This window comes from Shewanella morhuae (genome assembly GCF_900156405.1).
Classification (GTDB): Bacteria; Pseudomonadota; Gammaproteobacteria; order Enterobacterales; family Shewanellaceae; genus Shewanella; species Shewanella morhuae.
Window position 1 is genome coordinate 194,004 of record NZ_FTNN01000003.1, and the last position, 18,685, is coordinate 212,688.

Consider the following 18,685-nt stretch of genomic DNA (forward strand, 5'->3'; position numbering starts at 1 on the left):
TGTTTTCGCGATTTGTCGATGTCCTTCCACTCTTATCATTATGCTTACAGAGATACACGACTCTGCTTTAGGCTATGGTCATTTGCCCCGTATAAAGGATAAAGTTACGTAGCAATATAACGCCGAGCAAACTTAAGCAGGCCGTCCCTGCGACATAAGCCCATTTACGTTTCGATGTTGAAGTCATAAATAGATTCATCGCTAAAGGACCTGATAAACCGAACCCGACAATACCGACCCAGAACACCCATCCCCAGAAGCCATAACCTAAGGCATTAAAGGTTGCGACCTTACTTTGCCCACCAGTAAGCACTAATCCCATAAAGAAGGTAAACAACAATACTATTTCAACTAAGATCAACGGGATCTCAACTTTATGGATAAAGTGCACCTCTTTGTCATCAGGCTTACCATTCATCAACACGCCCCCGAGTAAAGCCGCAGCTGCACCAGAGGAAAGCCCAGAAACTAAAAACAATAAAGGCAATACTGGGTTTTTAAGCATGGGGTAACCAGGTAACGCCGACAGTAAAAAGCCCGTGTAAGCTCCCAAAGCCAAAGATAGGATCACCAGTAATCCCGTGATGGCAGCCTCAAACCGAGCCAGTAATGCAGTTAACTTCAGCACGATAGGAAAACGTGTTTCACACCAATCATCAACCGGTTTACGGAAGGTTAAACCAATCCACATAAACATGAATACTTGATAAATCAGCAGAATAAGTACACCCATCGACATGACAGATGTAGGATTGTAAAACACTAAAATCTTCCAAAAATCGAGAGGTTTTGTTAAGTCAGCAACCAAAATGCCTAATCCGGCCATTACCGCCACTGGCGCGATAATACAAGCGGCGCGCACAAAACCCGATTTATAAGCGTTTTGCTTTAAGACAAAATGTTTTAACAATACAGCGAAGAACATCGCCCCTGCAGAAACGCCTGCAAGAAACAAGTAAATAGCAATGGGCCAATGCCACACTAAGGTATCAAAATGTAAGGCACTCATAGCACTACCTCCCCAGATTTCGCCAGAATACGGAATAACTTAGGTCGCGTTCCGAGGGCAACTTTGGCGCGTTGAGTGGGATTAGCGCGCAGCACTTGTACTATCTCAGAAGTCGAATCTTTTAAATTACCAAACACCAATGCCTTGGTTGGGCAAGCGGCCACACAAGCAGGTTGCTTACCCTGGGCTAAGTTAGTTTCTCGGCAGAAATCACACTTATCCGCTGCGTGGGTGACAGGATTAATAAAGCGAACTTGATAAGGGCAAGCTGCAATACAATATTGGCAACCCACACATTTCCATGCATTAACCGAAACGATACCGGTTTCTTTATCAATAAACGCGGCGCCTGTTGGGCACACGTTGACGCAAGGTGCATCTTCACAATGCTGGCAAGACTTGCGGCTAAAGTGATAAAACTGGTTAGGGTATTCACCAAAGGGACCTGTCTGCAGAATTTGAATTCTAGACACACCTTCGGGAACATCATTCACCTCACGGCATGCCACTTCACATGCACGGCATCCAATACACTTAGATTCATCGTGAACCATCGCATACTTAATATCGGATCCGGCTTTAGCGCTTTCAGAGGCATTCACTGTGGTAAGAAGTGATGCGCCTGTTGCACCCGCTAATAACGCACAGGTGCCCTTTAGAAACCTTCTTTTTGAATTTTCCATGACTTTACTCCTGCTTGCCGGCGTGGCAACTGCTACACAACTCACTACGAACCTTTGGCGTCATTTCAACCATGGGATCGGTTGCGCTATGTAATTTATGGCAGGCAGCACAAGGCACTTTTTTAGCGTGTACGTTATGTGTCCACTCTGCTGCGCTCAGTTTTTTCGGTGTATGACATTTGCGACAAACGGCAAGCTGTTTATCAAGATCAGATCCTTCTTGCAGACCAAACACAACTAAGTCATTTGGCTTTTTGGGGTGATCCCCTTTCTCGCCATGACAACTTGAGCAGGACATTTTCATCGTATCTTGGCCATGATGGCCTAACATTGAACCGTTACGCTTGTGACACTTCATACAGGCTGTATCACTGTTAATTTGAAGCGGAGATTCGGCGCTCATCGCACTAAAGCTTAAAAGCAATGCAATTGCACCCAAGCGAATCGACCACAGCCATTTTATTTTGGACATTAAGGAGTCCTCACATTTATTTGGGGAAGGGCGAAGATGAGTGTCAGGGTTCGGAAATATCCGAACCCGACGGTCGTAATCAGACAGCTAGCGCTTGCTTAAGGCTTTGTGCATCCCACGATTTCTGTTGATTCATCTCAATAAAGTTAATATTGAACTTACTAAATAGTTTTTTCATTAGTGAGTTATTTTCTTTACTAGAATCACTAATTACCATTTTGACTTCGGATGAGTCCTGATCAATTAATACATAATCGAGACGATAATCATGATTTAAACTAGCATCATGCTGATCCATCTCAAATACTGTATCTAATGGCACATTACAAAAAATATCATACTTGCCTTCTACTACTGTTTTTAATGATTTAAAAAAACTAAAGCTTTTCTTATCAAACAGCATGGGTTTTAGTTTTATTTCGTGATGTTCAGCCTCATCCGAACCTGATTTAAAAAACTTAATACAGGTCATGACGAACATGACAAAAACGAATGGAACTGCGACAAACAGCACAAAGTACATAAACGCATAACTGAGAATAACTGAAGTATTCATAACGCCTCCAATAACCTATTTATTTTTTGTTATCACCTTTTTTAAAACAACTTTAGTATTAACGTGAAGCAAACTTATTTACTTGACAAGGATCACGCTTGACAATAACAACCTAATAATAAACAACAAATTAAGAATCAACCCTCATTGTCACTTAGTGCAAATCTCGATAGCGGAATATGAAAGCTACATTTTCAATATTTGAAATATTGAAAATCGGAATTAACATATTAAAAATAATATTTTATATTTTTTAATATGTGAAAAATATAAATATAAGAAAACCTTTATTAATTACGGAGCTATAGTTTTGAAGTTGAGATACATTTCACATTAATATTATTCAGCCGAGCCATAATCAATCAATGTTTAAAGCATTTACTCCATTTTAAGGGATATAAAAAATGCATATTAGTAATCTTGATGGGCTCGATATTCTAAGTTTGAAAATACTTGTTTCATTATATGAAAACAAGTCTGCAACTTATGTGTCTAAAGCTCTCGATATTCCTGCGCCTAAGATTAGCCGTAGCCTTAAAAATATGCGTGAAATCTTTGGTGATGAACTTTTTATTCGTCGTAAATATGGACTTTTCCCTAATGAGTTTGTTTCTCATTTATATCCAATAGCAAAAGAAGCAATTGAATGTACCGATAAGTTTTATAAAGCCAGAGCAGCTAATACTAATTTAGTCAAAACCCACGTGGAAATTTCTGCGCCAGGTTTAATTGCCTACGCTTTCCCAAAACCGCTTATGCAGGCCATTAAAGAAGAAAAAAAACTCATGCATATTAATATCACTCCGTGGTCAATGCATACCACTCAAGATATTATTAACGGCGAGACTATGTTAGGTATTTGCTGTAATAAAGGTGCAGCAGACGTGGCCGCATTCGGTGATAAGCTTTTAACAACGGCACTGCAAAATATGGATAAAGTTTATCTTATTGCTAGCAGCAACCATCCTATCTTTAAGCGGGATATCACCTTAGAAACGATTGCAGAATATCCCTATGTAAATACCGATTTAGGTAATTCGCATAGCAAACTCAGCCCTTATCAAGATTTTTGCCTCAAAAATAGCATCACACTCAATACTGAAATTAACATTACCAGTATTTCAAGTTTGTTTGAATATCTCGGAGAAAGTCAGGCGCTATCATTATTGCCCTATCGCGTCGTCTATGAAATGGCGAGTGATACCCCCGAATTACATACATGTCAGTTATCACAACTTGAGGCCGAACGTTTATATGCCGAAACTGAAGTACCGGCAATATTCTTAGTGCAAAAAAATCAACCGAATAACATAAATGACGATTTAATTTGGTTAAATGGGCAAATTAAAAAAATTGTTGATCATATTGTTTAGCAAAAAAGAGTAAAAAATACGATATAGAGATGATACAGCCTTAGCTTAAGCACCAGCTCATGCTCTAGATAACCCTTGGCGAAATTGTTAAGCCAACCATACATCTTACGCCGCAAACACGTTACACTAAGCCTATCTTTATCCTAATAGATTCAGCTATGCGGACCGAAAATACAGCCACACTTAATCTTATTTGGGGCGCCCTTATTCTTGAGGAATTAGCACGTCTTGGCGTACAACATGTGTGTATGGCACCAGGCTCACGCTCGACGCCATTAACCCTCGCCGCCGCCCAGCAAACTAAGCTCCAGCGTCATTTACATTTCGACGAACGTGGACTCGGCTTTATGGCTTTAGGGCTAGCAAAAGCCAGCCGCGCACCAGTCGCGATTATTACCACATCGGGTACCGCCGTCGCCAACTTGTACCCCGCAATCGTTGAAGCCTGGCTAACCCATGTGCCTTTAATTGTTTTAAGTGGTGATCGTCCGCCTGAATTACTTGGCTGCGGTGCCAATCAAGCCATAGTTCAACCCGGTATTTTTGCCAATTATGCTATGCAAGTGAATTTACCTACACCGGATACACACATTGCACCGCAAGCTTTGCTCACTACCATAGATGAGGCAATAGCGAATCAAACTCGTCCAGTACACGTTAACTGTATGTACCGTGAGCCTTTATATCCGAGTGAACTCGGGAGCACTATCCTCGATGCAGAATCGCCCTATTTAAAACCGCTGCACAATTGGCTGCAACTCACGCAACCTTATACTCAATATGGCAAGAGTTCTCAGCAGAGCAGTCCAAGTGACGATGCCATCATGCGGTTCGTCCACGGTAAAGGTGTCATTGTTGTTGGTACGCTTACGCCAGAGCAAGATCCACAGCTGCTCATTACCTTGTCGCAAAAAATTGGCTGGCCGCTTCTCACCGATGCACAGTCACAACTGCGCCAGCATCCTGCTGTCATAGGTAATATCGACCAACTGTTGCAACACCCAAGGGCGCGCAATTTATTACAAGAGGCCGATCGCGTACTGGTATTTGGCGGTCGTTTATTATCAAAACGCTTGATTGGATATTTAGCCGAACAAAATTGGCATAGTTACTGGCAAATTTTACCCGAGCAAAACCGGCTCGACCCGAGCCACAATACTAAACACCTTTGGCATGCTAATGCAGGACAGTTTGCCGCATTGAACTGGTATCGTTCATCCTCTGCAAACTGGGCAAATACTTTAATTACCTATAACGATGAATTGCATAACTTATTTGTGCGCAATATCGATCATGGTGAATTTGGTGAAGCACAAGTAGTCCGTGCGATTGCCAATACACGCCCATTAGAACAACAGCTTTTTATTGGTAACAGCCTACCTGTACGTTTGTACGACATGTATGCCCCCGTAAGTTGCTGTACAGCGACCACCTTCACCAATCGTGGCGCATCAGGGATTGATGGTTTACTTGCTACAGCATGTGGCATTGCGGCTCACGCAAGCAAACCCACGAGTTTGATCATTGGTGATTTATCGCAATTGCACGATCTCAACTCGCTGGCAATCGCAAAAAGTTTAACCAGCCCGTTAGTCATCGTCATTCTCAATAACGATGGCGGTAATATTTTCAACTTACTGCCCGTGCCTAATGAGCAAATTCGTAGTGATTATTATCGACTCAGCCACGGCTTAGAATTTGGTTATGCCGCAGCCATGTTTAATTTGCCCTATAATCAAGTGGATAATTTAGCCGACTTTCAAGATAGCTACAATGAGGCGCTAGATTTTCAGGGGGCTTCGATCATTGAGGTCAACGTGAGCCAAAACCAAGCTAGCGATCAAATCGCTGCGCTCAACCTATGGGTGAAACAAAGCTAATGCCAATTATGGCCCGTTACGGTGACGCTTCATTACCCATTTTAGTGCTACTACATGGCTTTTTAGGCACTAAGGTCGACTGGTTGTCGTTAATGCCTACGTTGAGTCAGCACTTTCATTGTATTTGTCTGGATCTGCCGGGCCATGGGGATAATCAAGCTGAGGGGGCGACTGAGGCTAAGTTTGATTTTAACTTTTGCACGCAAGACATAATGACGCGACTTGATAGCCTTAAACTTAATACTGAGATGTTCCATCTCTACGGTTATTCATTAGGGGGGCGCATCGCCCTGCATCTTGCTAGGGCCTATCCGCAGCGATTATTGAGTCTTAACCTCGAGTCCTGCCATCCAGGGCTTAAAGATCAGCAGGAAAAACACACCAGAAGCCAAAGTGATGCCCAGTGGGCCGAACGTTTGCTCAATCTTAATAGTAAAGATTTTTTAAGCTTGTGGTATCAGCAGCCCGTATTTGCCGATATGACCGCCGCCAAAATAAAAAGCTTAATCGAGTATCGAACTCATATATTGAACATGCATCCTAAGCAAATACTTAAACAAGTATTCTTAGCCACCTCATTGGCGCGCCAAGTTTCATTATGGGATGTACCTTCACAGCTTGCCTGTGAATGCCATTTCTTTGCCGGCAGTCAAGATGCTAAGTTTCACGCCCTCGCTCAAGAGTGGCAATTACATGTGCCCATTCTCGTCCACCGCATCAATGGTGCTGGACACAACATACACCAAGCGGCTCCAGAGGTATTAGTCTCAACGCTAGTTAAGCTGCTAGGTTAATAGTATTAAAATGTAGGAAACATATGATCTTAAGCTCGCTTAACCTGTATCAATATCGACTACCGCTCGACGTGTTGCTGCCAGTAGGCAAGCAACGAATTGATCACCGAGCGGGATTAGTGCTGCAAGCCTGTATAAGTATTGAAGGCGAGTATCGACAAGTCGAAGTTGATATTGCGCCACTCTCAGGCGTTGATATCAATCAGCAAGCTTTAGTCGGATTTAGCCGCGAATCGCTGGCTCAAGTGCAACACTCTTTAGTTGAGTTATTACCGCAGCTCTGCGGTCAGCATATCGACAGATTGCTGGAATATGCTAACACGAGCGCTTACCCTTCCTTAGCTTTCGGTCTAAGTCTATTACATGCCAAGCTGTCGGGTAAACTTGATGCTATTCGTCCACAAACTGCTACCGTCCCTTTGATTTATCATCCTACGGATACAGGTACAGACTTACTCGATAACAAAATTGCAGCGCTTGGCGTGGACGTTCACTCAGTGAAAGTGAAAGTGGCTCAGGCCTCAATTGAAGATGAGCTTAAACTCATTTATGGCATTCTACGTACCCGCCCCGATCTCAAATTGCGTTTAGACGCAAATCAAGGTTTTACACTTGAGCAAGCGATCGAATTTGCTGCGTGCCTCCCCCTAGATTCTATTGAATACATTGAAGAACCTTGCCAAAACCCAAAGGATAGTGTGGGATTTTATCAAGCGATTGGCATGCCATATGCCCTCGATGAGTCGCTTAATGATCCCGCGTATCAATTTAAGATGCAAAAGGGTCTGACGGCACTGGTGATTAAACCTATGTTGCTCGGCACTGTCGAAAGGCTCGCTGATTTAATCGATACAGCGCAGAGCTATGGCGTGCGTTGTATTATTAGTTCATGCCTTGAAAGCAGCTTAGGTATTCACGATCTAGCTCATTTAGCTGCCATCTTCACTCCCGATGAAACCCCTGGGTTAGATACTCTAAGTGCCTTTAGCCAAGATTTATTAATATCATCGGGTAAAAAACACTGCCTGACACTGGCGCAACTTGAGCTTATTGTGCAACACACCCTTGATTTAACACTGCAAAGTGATTCTAGTATCGCTAAGGGTGAGGAAAGATAGCTTGCCAAATACCTACCTATCGCCACCGCTAATATTGTCACCTGTACACCAAGCCGCGCTTATGTTTCCACAGCAAACGGCCATCAAGCAGGCAGGACAACACATTAGTTACTCTGAATTAAGCCAGCGCGTTATCGCACTTAATCAGCAGCTAAGTGCTGCGGGTATCAGCCAAGGCCAATCCCTCGCTTGCGTTGCCAGTAATAATCTGGAGATGATTTGCCTCTACTGGGCCTGTATTGATATCGGGGCAATCTTTTTCCCTATCTCACCACGTTTCCCCCTAACGCAGATCCAAGGTTTAATCGATAGTCATCAGATATGCTATTTTTGGAGTCAGGAAAATACAGGGTTACAACACTGTCGTCTATTAGCGTTAGATTTTGAATGCGTTAGCACCAACTTACCTCAACCTGTCGATGTGTTACGTCCTGCCAATGTGATTTTAACCTCTGGCTCCAGTGGTTTCCCCAAAGCAGCTGTTCATTGCCTAGCTAACCATATTGCAAACGCTGAGGGTGCTCGCAGCTTAATCGCGCTAGAACAAGAAGATGCTTGGTTACTCTCACTCCCCTTATTCCACATTGGTGGTCTGGCAATATTAAATCGCTGCGCCTTAGTCGGCGCTTGTGTTGTTATGCCAGATCATGCACTTAGTCTAAGCCAACAGATTGACCAAGATAAACTAAGCCATCTATCTCTGGTTCCTGCACAGCTGAATAAACTATTAACCGACACCAGTAGCAAGCTTAAAAGCATCAAAGCCTTATTACTCGGTGGCGGCGCCGTCTCACTCGACTTACTCACGCAACTTAAGCAGTGTAATATTGCCAGCTACACCAGTTACGGCATGACAGAAATGGGCTCACAAATCACCACGGGGCTCGCCTTAAGCGACGGCAGCAGTGGCAAATTACTCCCGAAACGTGAGCTTAAAATCGAAGACGGTGTTATTTGGGTGCGCGGCGCTTGTCTATTTATGGGCTACCTCACTGCCGATGGAATACAAACGTGCGTTGATCAAGATGGCTGGTTTTATACCAAAGACAGGGGTGAATGGGATGAAAATGGCAATCTACGCATCCTCGGCCGCGTCGATAATATGTTTATCAGCGGTGGCGAAAATATCCAGCCAGAAGAAATTGAAGCCGCGCTTAAGCTGCACCCGCAAATAGACGATGCTATCGTTTTCGCTATCCCTGACGACAAATTTGGTCACCTTCCTGCCGCCATTATTCGCGGTAGTTTAGCCCGTCAGCCTGAGGCGATAACCAGCGAACTCGAGTTATTCCTCGCCGATAAAATCGCCCGTTTCAAACGTCCAAGACACTATTACCCATGGCCAGAAAGTAGTGAGCAGACAGGGCTGAAAGTGAACCGAAAATCACTGATTGCTAACCTTATTCAAGGCTAATTTTTAACACGAATTTCAGACATAAAAAAACCTGCCGTAGCAGGTTTTTTTATGTCTGAAATCACTTCGCTTAATGAGTGATGCGACTTAGATTTCCATACACGCTTTTAGTTTATTCATGGCATTTTTCTCAAGTTGGCGAATACGTTCAGCCGACACTTGATAGGTTTCTGCCAGTTCTTGCAGTGTCGTTTTATTATCATCTAACCAACGAGCGCGCAGAATATGCTGGCTACGCTCATCTAAGGTTTTAATCGCCGATAATAAACGACCTTGAGAATCGGATTCCCAGTTGTCGTTTTCAATATTCTCCGCTAAATCTGACGAATGATCTTCTAGATAATGCACAGGAGCAAAGTCATGCTCCTCATCTTGATCATTAGTCAAATCAAATGCAGGATCCTGCGCCGCCATACGTGATTCCATTTCGGTCACGTCAGCTTTAGAAACCCCGAGATTTTCAGCCACCATGCTGACTTCAGCATCGCTGAACCAACCTAAGCGAGTTTTAGCTTTACGGATATTAAAGAATAACTTACGTTGCGCTTTAGTGGTGGCAACTTTAACAATGCGCCAGTTTTTCAGCACATATTCATGTATTTCAGCTTTGATCCAGTGAACAGCAAAAGACACCAGACGCACGCCAACATCAGGATCGAAGCGTTTAACCGCTTTCATCAAACCTATGTTGCCTTCTTGGATCAAGTCAGCCTGTGGCAGACCGTAGCCTGAGTAGCCTTTTGCGACATGCACAACAAAACGTAAGTGCGACATAATCAGTTGCTTCGCCGCCTGCAGATCGCCTGTTTCCTGCAAACGCTTGGCTAACTCATACTCAGCCTCAGCATCCAGCATGCTGATGCTAGTCACTGAATTGATATAAGCTTCTAAGCTACTGGCGCCCTGTGGGACAGTCAGTGCCATTGATTGCGTTTGAAAGGTCATTCGCTCTCCTACATTTTATCAGACTACTTACGAGTGTATTCTTGAGCTCTCTAACAAAATACCACAAGAATAAGCTGATGAACTATCGGCTAATTGACAGACTATGTCAACCTTAGCGCGTTTACCGATAGCCTTTTTAACTCGTTAAAATAGACATATCAAGTGAAAAAAAGTTCATCACCATCGCTTTTTTTAGTGACTTTTTTGCTATTTATTAACGTCGAAGGTTAACCGGGTTACGACGGTTCAATGGCACGTAAATGTTGACGAACCGATAAATACGACCCTAACCAGCCTAAAAATGATGCTAAACCGACTAATTGCAATAACTCAGTAAACGTCAGTGATTTCATTTCAAGCTGACTGCCGTAAAGCCCCAACAATTCTGCCAACGCCGAATCGAGATACCACACCAATAAGTTAATGATAAGCCAAGCTAGTATGCCACCAATTACCCCATACCAAATACCCGTATAAAGGAAAGGACGCTGGATAAAAGCTTCGGTTGCACCGACTAATTTCATCACTTCGATTTCGCTACGTCGATTCATAATCGCGAGACGAATTGTATTACCAATCACCAATACCACGGCCAAAATGAGAAGAGCTGCAATCGCCATTACAGTCCGCTCAAGCACACGAACCACAGCTTGTAAACGCTCTAACCATTCAATATCTAAACGGCCAAAACTAATCTCAGGTTCACGCTCTAGCTTAGTTAATAATTCCCGGGCTCCCACTGGCGTTGAATATCGCTTCGTAGGGGTCACCGTAATCACGGCTGGTAAGGGGTTTTTATCCAAATAGGCTAAGGCTTCACCAAATCCAGAAAGGCGTTGAAACTCTTCTAGGGCTTGGTTTTTATCGATATACCGCACCTTATCAACTTCAGAATAAGTACCAATACGAGTTAATAGACTCTGGATTGTTTGTTCACTGCGATTATCATCAATAAATAAGGATATCTCAGCGGCACTATTCCACGAGCTAGTAATGGTTTCAGCATTTTTAACCAATACCTGTAATGCCGCCGGTAAACTCAAACTCACACCGAGTACCGCCATTGTCATCACAGAGGATATTGGATTACGCCAGAGTTCACCTAAACTCGCCATGGCTTGTTGCGCATGTCGAATAAAAAACATCACGAATCGTCCCGACAGAGGCAATTTACTACGAGTTAATTTTGCGCTATTGCTCATAGACCTTCACCTCTATTGAGCGTTGTACTACGTGCATGCACACTATGATCTAACTCTTGTGCGCCTAACATACGTCCCTGTTTAAGCGTAAAAGTACGGTACTTCATCCGCGCAATTAATCCCAAATCGTGAGTGGCGATAAGCACGCTTGTGCCGGCATCATTAAAGGTTTCAAATAGACGTAAAATATCCATCGATAACTTAGGATCTAAGTTACCCGTTGGTTCGTCAGCAAGCAGTAAAAGCGGCTTATTCACAATCGCGCGGGCAATACCGACACGTTGCTGCTCACCACCTGACAACATGATCGGGTTATGCCGCTCTTTGCCATATAACCCCACCATGTCGAGGGCACCAGCCACACGCTTACGTATCTCACCATGGGAAAAACCTTCAATCACCAGCGGTAAGGCGACATTATCAAAAACACTTCTATCCATTAAAAGATGATGATTTTGAAAAATCATACCAATATTGCGGCGTAAGTACGGCACATGTTTGGCACTCAAATGGGCGATATCATGGCCATTAATCGCCACACGGCCAGTGGTCGCGCGTTCAATAACCGTAATTAACTTCAACAGCGTACTTTTACCCGCACCTGAGTGGCCGGTTAAAAATGCCATTTCACCCTGTTGCAGATGAAAATTGACATCTTCCAGCGCCATTTGGCCGCCAGGATAAATCTTACTGACCTGCTGAAAATCAATCATAAATTAGCTATCCGCTTTTTCTTGAGTGAACAAGGCGTCGATAAATTCTTTCGAATTAAAGGGGCGTAAATCATCAATTTGCTCACCAACACCGATATAACGGATGGGGATATTAAACTTGTCGGCAATCGCAAACACTACGCCGCCCTTAGCTGTTCCATCTAACTTACTGATGGTAATTCCCGTTACCCCTACAGCTTCTTGGAACAATTGCGCTTGGCTAATCGCATTTTGCCCCGTGCTGGCATCTAATGTCAGCATGACCTCATGTGGTGTATCGGGGTCGAGCTTTTTCATTACTCGCACAACTTTCTTCAATTCTTCCATTAGATGCGCTTTATTTTGCAAACGACCCGCGGTGTCGGCAATCAATACATCGACTTTACGCGCTTTGGCGGCTTGTAAGGCATCAAACAATACCGAAGCACTATCTGCGCCCGTATGCTGGGCAATCACAGTAATGTCGTTACGTTGTCCCCAAACTTGTAGCTGCTCAACCGCGGCGGCACGGAAAGTATCGCCCGCAGCTAACATCACCGATTTACCTTGGCTTTGGTATTGCTTGGCCATTTTGCCGATAGTGGTCGTTTTACCCACACCATTGACGCCCACCATTAAAATTACAAATGGCCCATTCGCATTATCTGGCACTAACGGAATGGCGACAGGGTCAAGTGTTTTTTGCAACTCATCACGCAATAACTCGTATAACGCTTCGGCATCTTTTAATTGTTTACGTGACGCATGTTCTGTTAAGTTTTTAATAAGACGCGTAGTCGTTTCAACGCCAACATCGGCGATTAATAACTGCTCTTCTAGCTCTTCAAATAAGTCATCATCAATTTTTTTACCGCGAAATAGCCCGATAAAACCACTACCGATATTCTCACTGGTACGCATCAATCCGCGTTTTAGACGCGCAAACAAGCCTTCTTTAACCGGCCTAGCCTGCGGCTCAGGTTGTAATTCTGCTACAAGCTCAACAACTTGTTCAAGCTCTGCGGTAAGCTGTTCTGCTACTAAAGCTTGGCTAACACGTTCCACTTCTTCAGCGGCTGTGATTTGCGCTTGTTGTTCCGCTAAACGCTCTACTTCAATTTGGGCTTGCTCTTGAGCTAATTGTTCTACGGCTAGCTTCTCAGCAGTAAATTCTGCTGCAGCTTGTTCAGCCTCTAACTGTGCGGCCGCCTTACGTGCTACTTGTGCTTGCGCTAAATGCTCGGCTTCAATTTGGGCTTGCTCTTGAGCTAGTTGTTCTGCGGCTAGCTTCTCAGCAGTAAATTCCGCTGCAGCTTGTTCAGCTTCTAGCTGAGCAGCCGCCTTACGTGCTACTTGCGCTTGTTGTTCCGCTAAACGCTCTACTTCAATTTGGGCTTGCTCTTGAGCTAATTGTTCTGCGGCTAACTTATTTGCAGTAAATTCTGCTGCAGCTTGTTCAGCCTCTAACTGTGCTGCCGCCAAGTGTGCTGCTTTTGCTTGTTGCTCAGCTATACGCTGAGCGTTGATTTGTGCTTGCTCGTGGGCAATACGTTCTGCTTCTACTTTGGCTTGCGTCTGCTCGGCAGCTAACTGCTCTGCGGCCAGCTTTGCTGCTGTTTCAATAGCTAAACGCTGCGCCTCTACTTGTTCCTGCTCTACAGACGGTGCTTTTTCAGCGTCTTGTGTGGGAGTAACGACTGGAGTTTCAGCGACGACCTCATCTTGTGACTTATCTTTACGAAACCAAGAGAAAAAACCTTTCTTTGCCATGTGTGATCCCAGCGCTCTACTTCAGTGTTGAATTTTGAATAAGACCCTGATGTTATACCAGATTGCCTCGGAAATTACGTCCAAAAAGTCGGCAATTAGCTAAGCTCACTCAGCCTTCTCACCTTTTGGTGAGACTTTGATATAAAATAGCGGCCTTTATTAAGGTGGCATAGTCTACCACTTTCTTTCTTCAGGCAAAATCACGGGGGCACTTTGGCCAATCATCGTTCGATAAAAAATCAATCGACTAAAAGTCAGCTTGGTAGTGGTCAGGTGCGGATCATTGGTGGACAATGGCGTTCGCGTCGTTTGCCTATTCAGGATCTCGATGGTTTAAGGCCAACGCCAGATAGAGTGCGCGAAACACTTTTTAACTGGTTAGCTAACAGCGTTGTTAATGCTCGTGTACTTGACTGTTTTGGCGGGAGTGGCGCATTGGCGCTCGAATCCCTATCGCGTTATGCAAATTACGCTAAAATTATCGAGTTACAACGTGGCGCGGCTTTGCAGCTAAAAGAAAATCTTCAAACCCTTAAATGCGATAAGGCCGAAGTGCTCAACGCCGACACATTAATGGTGTTACAACAAGGCTGCGATCAGGGTTTTGACCTAGTGTTTATCGACCCGCCATTTCGCAAGGGATTGGCAGAAAAGACGACTCAACTGCTCGACACCCAAGGCTGGCTCAATGATGGCGCATTGATTTATGTCGAAGTTGAAGCGGAATTGACACAATTAGCAATACCATCTCACTGGCAAGCTTTAAAAGAAAAGCATACAGGGCAAGTCAGTTATCGCTTGTATCAATATCAATCTGCAAATACGACTGAGCCTATAGAAGATGAAAACCATGCCCTTGTTGATTAATGTAGGTAAAGCCATCACGCTTATTGCTTGGCTGATGATGGCCTATAACTTAGTAATCCCTTTTGACGGCAATGTCGCGATTATTTTGAATATCCTGCTTGGTATTACCTGCATGATGCATTGTTTTCAGGTTGCTATTTTCCATATGTTGTTTAAAACCTTGCTGCCATTAACGAAGCAAGATTATTTACAGGTATTTATCTTTGGCATTTTTAGTTTGCTCACCTATCGACAGCGAGTACTGGCTAATGCGGTTTAACCTATATTATAAATAATAAAAAACCCTCGGTAAGAGGGTTTTTTTATGGTAATTACTCAGAGTGATCTTGCACTAAAATTTATCCTTTAGGATAAGGGTGAGCCACACCTTTATGACAGTCGATACAGGTTTTTCTATCTTCTGGCGCTTTCTTAAAATTGTTGCTGTGCATTCTCACTGCCATTTTGCTCATATTTTCTGATTGGTTTTCATAAATACGATTATGACAATTTTGGCACGTTGAAGAATCAATTGAGCGCAAATAATCACGTGCGAGTTCAGCTTGCTCTTTACGGTTTTCATCTAACCAAGCTTGAGTATTAAAACCATCAATCATTAAGAAGCCGATAACGTCTTTAGAAACGATGATCTTTTTCTTCAAATATTGGAATGGTTCCTGTGCAATGTGACATTGCTGACACTGCACCACAATACCCACACGGTTGTTACCATGGGGAGATGACATCACCTCATTTTTCAATGAGTGTTGGCTATGGCAGCTCATACAAAATGCATCTTGGCTGGTAGCGTGTAAGGTCGTTTGGGTGGCAAAGTAGCCCACAACTCCGACAACAATACCCACGACCAGTAATGCTAGGATTGAATATTTTGCGCTAGGTTTAAACAGTGCACGCCAGTTCATCACTCTATTCTCCGAAATTGATAAATTTAGTTTTTATAAGTCTAGTTTATATTCTTTTATTTATTAGAAATTTGATTCTAAGCCAAAATTTAACCATTGAATGACGTTTAAAAGCGTAAAGTGAGATCTAGATCTAACTATTACAGTAGTAACAAGCAGAAACCCTCTAACAAACGGCGTAATACATGGATATTTACATCCACCTAATCGAAATAAAACACGGGGAGTTTATTTTAATGATTAACATTCGAATTAAATGCGCTTAAGTTAAATCTTATTTATAGAATACTTAAATGTGACTGACGACACATTTATTATGGTGCGGAGTATTAGATTAATGCAAAAATAGGCATAAATAATTGACTGCTGCAGGGTCTATTGAGAATAAATATCTATTGGTTATGCTAAAACGTGAGCTAACCCATTACAGAATAATATCGCTATGCTAGAATCGAGCCGTTCATCATCTGGGATACTTATGCATCACACACTCGGTCGTTACTTTTTAGTCGTATTCACTTTACTCGCACTCGTCGGGCAAAGTGTTGTGTCTAATGGTCACGCCATGGTGCCGCACACTATGGACATGAGTGCAATAAACCATAAGGCTTCAAGTCAAAAAATGCATCATACAGTGATGCAGATGAACACAGAGAACAGTTCTGACTCACATTCAATAGCCAACGCGGATTGCTGTAACGAGACAATGCTTCCCGGCGCGAAACAGCATTGCTGTGATGGCACCACATCATGTTCAAATGATTGTGGGCATTGTTTGACGATTTCAGTCGCTGGCACTCTATTCAGCCCACACCTCTGGCCAAGTGTGAGCATGAGCGATACCGCAATGGCCACTCCTATGCCTCATTTCCACTCTATCTCTTTGTCTTCGGCCTTTAAACCACCGATAGCCTAGCTCTACTTTGCTTTTAATCGGCAAATCAGCCATTAAAAAACGCGAAGTAATCAAGCTAAAACGACAACCAAATTAACGCAAGTTTCTGCCGTTTATTGTGGTGCCTTATTATTAAATTATGCACCCACGTTCAGAAAAATATTGATCACTGCGCCAAATGCCAAGTTATGGCATCAATCTGTAAATCAAAGCAAATAGCTTTAATCTACAAGGCTCATCGATGTTTTATGGACTTAATCTTCGGCTAGTAATCCGATGGAGTGAATAATATGAAAAACCTAACTAACCTCGCCTTAATGACATTACTGCTTATCAATACCAGTGTGTTTGCCACGGCCGCGCCACACGAACATCAGCACGGTAATCTAAGTCCACAATTGCAAGCGCAAACCTATATTTGCCCTATGCACCCCGAAGTGGTTGGCACAAAAGGCGATACTTGCCCTAAATGTGGTATGGACTTAGAGCCCAAAGCGACGGATGAAAAAATAGCTGAAGGTACGCTGCACAACGCGCACGAACACCACTAAGCTAGGCCGGAGATGAGGCATATGAATCCATTTAACAACGTAAAAAAACAAGCCCCTAAGACCGTACTACTATTGAGTAGCATACTTATTAGTACGCCTTGGTTGAGTCATGCACAACTTGCAAGTACAGATCAAACTGCTGCACACCAAGCTAACAGCCATGAACATGCGCCGCAGGCGAACGTTATAAATCAAGTAAAAACTTATACTTGCCCAATGCATCCAGAAGTGATCAGCCATGAGCCCGGCCGCTGCCCTCAGTGCAATATGTTTTTAGTTGAGCAACAAGCTGTCGCTAGCCCGACAGATAAGCATACTGAGCATCAAGCTGCTGAGCACCAAAACGCAGAGCACCGACCAACCTTAGCCACTAAGTCTTCAAGTCTGGTATTTGACACTCCTGCACCTAAGGCCGACAGCTTAGTCAAAGCTGCAGATAACGTGATAACAATCAAGTACGTTTGCCCTATGCACGCCCACATCATTAGTGATGTGCCCGGCACTTGCCCTATCTGTGGCATGAATTTAGAGAAAGTCGAAACCGGTGGTAATACCCAAGAAATCAACATCAATGTTTCTGGCAGTATGCAGCAAGCGCTAGCGCTTAAAGTCGCAAAAGTTGAACGCGACACACTATGGAAATTTGTCGAAACCGTTGGTCAGGTCGACTATGACGAAAGTCAAATTACCCATATCCATGCCCGTGTTACTGGCTGGATTGAAAAGCTGATGATCAAGTCAGTTGGCGATACCATTAAGAAAGATCAGCTACTTTATGAGATCTACTCTCCCGATTTAATCAATGCGCAAAATGATTATCTACTGGCGATGGATACCGCTACAACAAACGGACAAGAGCGCTATAAAGGTCTGGTTCGCGACGCAGGTTTACGATTATCTTTTCTTGGGTTTAATGATAAACAAATCAAACAATTAACCGAATCAAAACAAACACAATATCGAGTACCTTTTTATGCGCGCCAAGAGGGAATTGTCAAAGCACTCGATGTACGTGATGGCATGTATATTCAGCCCTCAACCGAGGTGATGTCGGTGGTGGATCTTTCTAAAGTGTGGGTAATTGCTGACGTGTTTGAGAACGAGCAAAGCTGGATTGCCAAAGGGCAAAAGGCCGAAATTGCCGTTCCCGCCATGAATATTAACGGTATTGAAGGCACTATCGATTACATCTATCCCGAACTTGATCCAGTGACTCGTAGCCTTCGAGTACGGGTAGTGCTCAACAATACTAAGGTAGATTTAAGACCCAAAACCCTCGCTAAGGTTTCGCTATTTGGCGGGCCACATGAAAATGTACTGGTGGTCCCGCAGGAAGCCTTAATTCAAACGGGTAAAGAAAACCGCGTAATCGTTAAACAAGCCGATGACAGTTTTACCGCTAAACAAGTCACTGTTGGCATGATGAGCCAAGGCAAGGCCGAGATTATTTCAGGCCTGCATGAAGGTGAGCGGGTGGTAATTTCGGGGCAGTTTTTACTCGACTCAGAAGCCAGTCTCAAGGGCAGCTTAATGCGTTTAAGCAGCGGTCATCAGCACTAGGA

Annotated in this window: 19 protein-coding genes; 10 read left to right on the forward strand and 9 right to left on the reverse strand. The window is 43.6% G+C overall.

The genetic code is table 11. From position 1 onward, the window contains the following. Positions 1-67 precede the first annotated feature (67 nt). From nrfD to BW947_RS05135, 4 genes are all read right to left on the reverse strand, one after another. The gene (gene nrfD, locus BW947_RS05120) at positions 68-1,009 is read right to left on the reverse strand and encodes a cytochrome c nitrite reductase subunit NrfD (protein ID WP_076497246.1); all 942 of its coding nucleotides are present in this window, start codon (positions 1,007-1,009) and stop codon (positions 68-70) included. Further along, the gene (locus BW947_RS05125; protein ID WP_076497247.1) at positions 1,006-1,692 is read right to left on the reverse strand and encodes a 4Fe-4S dicluster domain-containing protein; all 687 of its coding nucleotides are present in this window, start codon (positions 1,690-1,692) and stop codon (positions 1,006-1,008) included. Before BW947_RS05125 ends, nrfD begins: the two co-directional genes overlap by 4 nt. Before the next feature lie 4 nt (positions 1,693-1,696). Continuing rightward, the gene (locus BW947_RS05130) at positions 1,697-2,164 is read right to left on the reverse strand and encodes a nitrite reductase (RefSeq protein ID WP_076497248.1); all 468 of its coding nucleotides are present in this window, start codon (positions 2,162-2,164) and stop codon (positions 1,697-1,699) included. Positions 2,165-2,243: 79 nt separating this feature from the next. Beyond that, on the reverse strand, positions 2,244-2,720 hold the full coding sequence (locus BW947_RS05135) for a DUF2726 domain-containing protein (RefSeq protein WP_076497249.1): 477 nt from the start codon (positions 2,718-2,720) through the stop codon (positions 2,244-2,246). A gap of 404 nt (positions 2,721-3,124) precedes the next feature. On the opposite strand from BW947_RS05135, the gene BW947_RS05140 reads away from it, so the two are divergent. The 5 genes from BW947_RS05140 to menE all read left to right on the forward strand — a co-directional run bounded on the left by BW947_RS05140 (position 3,125) and on the right by menE (position 9,299). Beyond that, positions 3,125-4,093, forward strand: a complete 969-nt coding sequence (locus BW947_RS05140) for a LysR family transcriptional regulator (protein ID WP_076497250.1) — start codon at positions 3,125-3,127, stop codon at positions 4,091-4,093. A gap of 158 nt (positions 4,094-4,251) precedes the next feature. Continuing rightward, entirely contained in the window at positions 4,252-5,973 is a 1,722-nt protein-coding gene (gene menD / locus BW947_RS05145) for a 2-succinyl-5-enolpyruvyl-6-hydroxy-3-cyclohexene-1-carboxylic-acid synthase (protein ID WP_076497251.1), read from the forward strand. Beyond that, positions 5,973-6,767: a 2-succinyl-6-hydroxy-2,4-cyclohexadiene-1-carboxylate synthase gene (gene menH, locus BW947_RS05150; protein WP_076497252.1), complete on the forward strand. Its 795-nt coding sequence runs from the start codon at positions 5,973-5,975 to the stop codon at positions 6,765-6,767. The genes menD and menH overlap by 1 nt, the downstream gene beginning before the upstream one ends. A 23-nt stretch (positions 6,768-6,790) precedes the next feature. Next, positions 6,791-7,885 carry an o-succinylbenzoate synthase gene (gene menC, locus BW947_RS05155; protein WP_076497253.1) on the forward strand — a complete coding sequence of 365 codons (1,095 nt, stop codon included), beginning with the start codon at positions 6,791-6,793 and terminating at the stop codon, positions 7,883-7,885. 61 nt (positions 7,886-7,946) lie between these two features. Next, complete coding sequence (gene menE / locus BW947_RS05160; protein ID WP_425272271.1) at positions 7,947-9,299, forward strand: o-succinylbenzoate--CoA ligase; 1,353 nt, start codon at positions 7,947-7,949, stop codon at positions 9,297-9,299. Between the two features lie 87 nt (positions 9,300-9,386). On the opposite strand, the gene rpoH is transcribed toward menE, so the two are convergent. From rpoH to ftsY, 4 genes are all read right to left on the reverse strand, one after another. Then, entirely contained in the window at positions 9,387-10,244 is an 858-nt protein-coding gene (rpoH, locus tag BW947_RS05165; protein ID WP_076497255.1) for an RNA polymerase sigma factor RpoH, read from the reverse strand. 236 nt (positions 10,245-10,480) lie between these two features. Continuing rightward, a complete protein-coding gene (gene ftsX / locus BW947_RS05170; RefSeq protein ID WP_076497256.1) occupies positions 10,481-11,446 on the reverse strand; it encodes a permease-like cell division protein FtsX in 966 nt (321 codons plus the stop codon). Beyond that, on the reverse strand, positions 11,443-12,159 hold the full coding sequence (gene ftsE, locus BW947_RS05175; RefSeq protein ID WP_076497257.1) for a cell division ATP-binding protein FtsE: 717 nt from the start codon (positions 12,157-12,159) through the stop codon (positions 11,443-11,445). The genes ftsX and ftsE overlap by 4 nt, the downstream gene beginning before the upstream one ends. Positions 12,160-12,162: 3 nt before the next feature. Continuing rightward, entirely contained in the window at positions 12,163-13,908 is a 1,746-nt protein-coding gene (ftsY, locus tag BW947_RS05180; RefSeq protein WP_076497258.1) for a signal recognition particle-docking protein FtsY, read from the reverse strand. 213 nt (positions 13,909-14,121) lie between these two features. On the opposite strand from ftsY, the gene rsmD reads away from it, so the two are divergent. Next, the gene (rsmD, locus tag BW947_RS05185) at positions 14,122-14,775 is read left to right on the forward strand and encodes a 16S rRNA (guanine(966)-N(2))-methyltransferase RsmD (protein WP_076497259.1); all 654 of its coding nucleotides are present in this window, start codon (positions 14,122-14,124) and stop codon (positions 14,773-14,775) included. Next, positions 14,750-15,034, forward strand: coding sequence for a DUF1145 domain-containing protein (locus BW947_RS05190; protein ID WP_076497260.1), 285 nt, complete (start codon positions 14,750-14,752; stop codon positions 15,032-15,034). Before rsmD ends, BW947_RS05190 begins: the two co-directional genes overlap by 26 nt. 79 nt (positions 15,035-15,113) lie before the next feature. Here the strand turns inward: BW947_RS05190 and BW947_RS05195 are convergent, their stop codons facing one another. After that, a complete protein-coding gene (locus BW947_RS05195) occupies positions 15,114-15,677 on the reverse strand; it encodes a NapC/NirT family cytochrome c (RefSeq protein ID WP_076497261.1) in 564 nt (187 codons plus the stop codon). 478 nt (positions 15,678-16,155) lie between these two features. On the opposite strand from BW947_RS05195, the gene BW947_RS05200 reads away from it, so the two are divergent. The 3 genes from BW947_RS05200 (at position 16,156) to BW947_RS05210 (ending at position 18,683) form a co-directional block, all read left to right on the forward strand. Further along, positions 16,156-16,593, forward strand: coding sequence for a hypothetical protein (locus BW947_RS05200; protein WP_076497262.1), 438 nt, complete (start codon positions 16,156-16,158; stop codon positions 16,591-16,593). A gap of 269 nt (positions 16,594-16,862) precedes the next feature. Beyond that, complete coding sequence (locus BW947_RS05205) at positions 16,863-17,123, forward strand: heavy metal-binding domain-containing protein (RefSeq protein WP_076497263.1); 261 nt, start codon at positions 16,863-16,865, stop codon at positions 17,121-17,123. Between the two features lie 21 nt (positions 17,124-17,144). Beyond that, positions 17,145-18,683, forward strand: a complete 1,539-nt coding sequence (locus tag BW947_RS05210; protein WP_076497264.1) for an efflux RND transporter periplasmic adaptor subunit — start codon at positions 17,145-17,147, stop codon at positions 18,681-18,683. Positions 18,684-18,685 lie beyond the last annotated feature (2 nt).

Coding starts and splice junctions, on each gene's coding strand:
- BW947_RS05135 (WP_076497249.1), bottom strand. CDS start 2,720: ATGAATACTTCAGTTATTCTCAGTTATGCGTTTATGTACTTTGTGCTG.
- menH (WP_076497252.1), top strand. CDS start 5,973: ATGCCAATTATGGCCCGTTACGGTGACGCTTCATTACCCATTTTAGTG.
- ftsY (WP_076497258.1), bottom strand. CDS start 13,908: ATGGCAAAGAAAGGTTTTTTCTCTTGGTTTCGTAAAGATAAGTCACAA.
- BW947_RS05190 (WP_076497260.1), top strand. CDS start 14,750: ATGAAAACCATGCCCTTGTTGATTAATGTAGGTAAAGCCATCACGCTT.
- BW947_RS05140 (WP_076497250.1), top strand. CDS start 3,125: ATGCATATTAGTAATCTTGATGGGCTCGATATTCTAAGTTTGAAAATA.
- BW947_RS05125 (WP_076497247.1), bottom strand. CDS start 1,692: ATGGAAAATTCAAAAAGAAGGTTTCTAAAGGGCACCTGTGCGTTATTA.
- rpoH (WP_076497255.1), bottom strand. CDS start 10,244: ATGACCTTTCAAACGCAATCAATGGCACTGACTGTCCCACAGGGCGCC.
- BW947_RS05195 (WP_076497261.1), bottom strand. CDS start 15,677: ATGAACTGGCGTGCACTGTTTAAACCTAGCGCAAAATATTCAATCCTA.
- menE (WP_425272271.1), top strand. CDS start 7,947: ATGTTTCCACAGCAAACGGCCATCAAGCAGGCAGGACAACACATTAGT.
- ftsX (WP_076497256.1), bottom strand. CDS start 11,446: ATGAGCAATAGCGCAAAATTAACTCGTAGTAAATTGCCTCTGTCGGGA.
- BW947_RS05130 (WP_076497248.1), bottom strand. CDS start 2,164: ATGTCCAAAATAAAATGGCTGTGGTCGATTCGCTTGGGTGCAATTGCA.
- menD (WP_076497251.1), top strand. CDS start 4,252: ATGCGGACCGAAAATACAGCCACACTTAATCTTATTTGGGGCGCCCTT.
- ftsE (WP_076497257.1), bottom strand. CDS start 12,159: ATGATTGATTTTCAGCAGGTCAGTAAGATTTATCCTGGCGGCCAAATG.
- BW947_RS05200 (WP_076497262.1), top strand. CDS start 16,156: ATGCATCACACACTCGGTCGTTACTTTTTAGTCGTATTCACTTTACTC.
- BW947_RS05205 (WP_076497263.1), top strand. CDS start 16,863: ATGAAAAACCTAACTAACCTCGCCTTAATGACATTACTGCTTATCAAT.
- nrfD (WP_076497246.1), bottom strand. CDS start 1,009: ATGAGTGCCTTACATTTTGATACCTTAGTGTGGCATTGGCCCATTGCT.
- menC (WP_076497253.1), top strand. CDS start 6,791: ATGATCTTAAGCTCGCTTAACCTGTATCAATATCGACTACCGCTCGAC.
- BW947_RS05210 (WP_076497264.1), top strand. CDS start 17,145: ATGAATCCATTTAACAACGTAAAAAAACAAGCCCCTAAGACCGTACTA.